Below are 2,719 nucleotides of genomic sequence, written 5' to 3'. Positions count from 1 at the left end.
GGTTCACCCCTGCGAGGGCGGCGATGACGACGGCCGCGCCGCCGCCGATGAAGCCCAGGTTGCCGCCCCACCACCAGGCCCATTTGTGGGCTTCCTTGGCGGCCTCATCCAGCGCGCGCCACCAGTAGAGGGTGTGCAGGGCCAGAAAGACGGCCAGCCCGGCGGCCAGGACGACGACGCCGATCGACGGCGCGCGGCCCCAGGCTTCAGGCCAGAACGGCGTGGCGGAGGCCGCGCTGACCCCGACCACGGTCAGGGCGCACAGGACGACGGTCAGGTCGTCCAACTTCTTCTTGTCGGCGGCGACGGCGCCGGCGGCGGTGGTGATTTCGGTGTTCATGACAAGCTCCCCTGTCGTGTTGACAAGTGAGCTTTACCAATGAGGTCGTGTTTTCGTCAAGCGACTTTTACATCGCGACAAGCATATTTTCCGTTCTGTCGGATTTTCCCTTACAAATCAGGGATCCAGTCAGGCTTCTCGACCCGCACGGGGCGGCCCTCGACGGTCAGATCGCCGTCCATGCGGTCCAGCCGCATCAAGGCGATGGCGCGTCCCTCGGCGCCGGTCATGACTTCCCCCGCGCGCAGTTCGCCTTTCAGCACCTCGACGCCGCGTTCGGGAGCGGGGCCCTCGAAGGTGATGGCCATCATGCGGTTCTTGATCGTGCCGCGCCGCTTCATGCGCGAGGTCGTCTCCTGACCGATGAAGCAGCCCTTGTGGAAGTCGATGCCGTTCAGCAGGTCGAAGTCCGCCTCGATCGGATAGGTCTTGTCCATCAGGGCGTCCTGGGTCGGATCGGGCACGCCCAGGGTCAGGCGATGCGCCTGCCAGTCGGCCTCGACCGCGTCGGTCTCGCTCTGATCGCCCCAGCGACGGCCGCCCAGGCCGGGCAGGCGCGGGTCGGCGACGAAGCCCTCGGGAACATCCACGCCCCAGGCGACGAAGACCGCGTCAGGGATGGGCATGACCTCGACTTGGGCGCGCAGCTTGTAGAGGCTCAGCCGCTGGACCAGGGCGTCGCGCCGCTCGGCCGCGACGTCCAGGACGACGCCGTCCTCCTCGCCCCAGATGAACAGGTCGAACAGCAGCCGTCCCGGCGGCGACAGCAGGGCGCCGAAGCGAAGCTCGCCCGGCTGCAGGGTCTCCACGTCCTGGGTCAGCAGATTGTGCAGGAAGGGGCGGGCGTCGGGGCCGCTGACGCGGATCAGGGCGCGACTATCAAGACGGGCGATGGACATAAGGCCAAGATAGGCAGGCGGGGCGTCGTCCTCCAGCCCGGCCGCCCTCCTTAAGTGGAGCAGACGCGAAAAAGGCTGCGGGACGTCTCCCGCAGCCTCTCGAAGATCGGCGCCTGTCCGGCTTACCAGCGGCGGCCGTTGTGGTCGCGGCGCTCATAGCGGACCTTGGCCGACAGGGCGTCGTAGCGGCGATCCAGCTCCATGCGTTCGCGGCGGCTCAGGCCGTCGCGCTGATAGGCGCGCTCCAGCCGCACCAGGCTGTTCAGTTCGCTCTTCAGGCGGCTGGCCTCGCGGACGCTGAGCTGGCGGGTGTGGACGCCCTGGTCGATGCGGCGGTCCAGATTGTATTTGCGCTGGTGGATCGACCGCCAGCCGTCGTGGCGGCTCTCGTAGACTGGCGCGTGGCGATAGGATTGCGCGGCGGCGGGCAAGGCGGCGCTGATGGCGACGGCGGCCGTCGTCGCGGCCAGGACGGGGATCATCAGGGTTTTGAACTTGGCCATGGTCGGGCTCCTTCATCTGGACGCAACCGATCGGCTGCGTTGACGCCAGATGACCCCGCCGCGCCTGAGCCGCGTCTGAACGGCGCGCTTCAGATAGGGTTCATCAGCGTGACATTGTGGTCATGCTGGGCGGTTCGCGTGTGAAACCGCGACGGAGATTCCATCCCTCGACGTTCCTCTTTGGACTGAACGCCGGTAGACTGCGCGTTCAGCCGCTGTTCAGAGGCCCTGGTTTAGACCGCGATCCATGATGCGTATTCGAGCCCTTCTTTTGGCTGGCCTGATCGCCCTCGTCCCGTTGACGGACGCGGCGGCTCAGTCGCGCGGCCGCGACCGGGATCGCGACGATGATCGCCGGGAGCAATTCCGCAGCTCCTCCGGACCGAACTATCCGGGGCAAGGCCTGCGCGACATGCCGCGCGGCGACAGCGGCCCGCGCGCCAATCCCGGCGACGTGGCGCGCCGTGTCCAGTCGGGCCGTCCCGGCCGGATGCTGGGCGTGCAGGAGCGCGGCGGCGACTATGTGGTGCGCTGGGAATATCCGGGCGGCCGCGTGTCGGACATCCAGGTTGACGGCCGCTCCGGCCGGGTTCGCGGGGACGACTGAATGCGGGTTCTGCTTGTCGAGGACGACGTCGATCTGTCGCGCCAGCTGAAGACCGCCCTGACCGACGCCGGATACGCCGTCGACCACGCCCCGGACGGCGAGGAAGCCTGGTTCCTGGGCGACACCGAACCCTATGACGTGGTGGTGCTGGACCTGGGCCTGCCCAAGATCGACGGCGTGTCGGTGCTGGAGCGCTGGCGCCGCGAGGGCAAGGCGACGCCGGTGCTGATCCTGACGGCGCGCGGCGCATGGTCGGACAAGGTGGCGGGCTTCGACGCCGGGGCCGACGACTATCTGACCAAGCCTTTCCATACGGAAGAACTGCTGGCGCGTCTGCGCGCCCTGCTGCGTCGCTCGGCCGGCCATGCGG

Annotated in this window: 4 protein-coding genes and 1 pseudogene; 2 read left to right on the top strand and 3 right to left on the bottom strand. The window is 68.2% G+C overall.

Translation table 11 applies throughout. The annotated features are described in order from the left end of the window. The 3 genes and pseudogenes from BDIM_RS17740 to BDIM_RS00715 all read right to left on the bottom strand — a co-directional run. Positions 1 to 340: pseudogene (locus tag BDIM_RS17740) on the bottom strand (hypothetical protein); the annotation flags it as partial. A gap of 110 nt (positions 341 to 450) precedes the next feature. Further along, positions 451 to 1,239: a CAF17-like 4Fe-4S cluster assembly/insertion protein YgfZ gene (gene ygfZ, locus BDIM_RS00720; RefSeq protein ID WP_003163650.1), complete on the bottom strand. Its 789-nt coding sequence runs from the start codon at positions 1,237 to 1,239 to the stop codon at positions 451 to 453. Between the two features lie 122 nt (positions 1,240 to 1,361). Beyond that, complete coding sequence (locus tag BDIM_RS00715) at positions 1,362 to 1,742, bottom strand: hypothetical protein (protein ID WP_003163649.1); 381 nt, start codon at positions 1,740 to 1,742, stop codon at positions 1,362 to 1,364. A gap of 247 nt (positions 1,743 to 1,989) precedes the next feature. Here BDIM_RS00715 and BDIM_RS00710 point away from each other — a divergent pair, with 247 nt between their 5' ends. Both BDIM_RS00710 and BDIM_RS00705 read left to right on the top strand, forming a co-directional pair. After that, complete coding sequence (locus tag BDIM_RS00710; protein WP_040344462.1) at positions 1,990 to 2,349, top strand: hypothetical protein; 360 nt, start codon at positions 1,990 to 1,992, stop codon at positions 2,347 to 2,349. After that, positions 2,350 to 2,719 (top strand): response regulator transcription factor (locus BDIM_RS00705; RefSeq protein WP_040344460.1); only part of this gene is annotated, 370 nt, incomplete at its 3' end.

This window comes from Brevundimonas diminuta ATCC 11568 (assembly GCF_000204035.1).
Classification (GTDB): Bacteria; Pseudomonadota; Alphaproteobacteria; order Caulobacterales; family Caulobacteraceae; genus Brevundimonas; species Brevundimonas diminuta.
The sequence above is the reverse complement of the archived record's forward strand: the minus strand, read 5'-3'. Positions and strand labels throughout refer to the sequence as shown.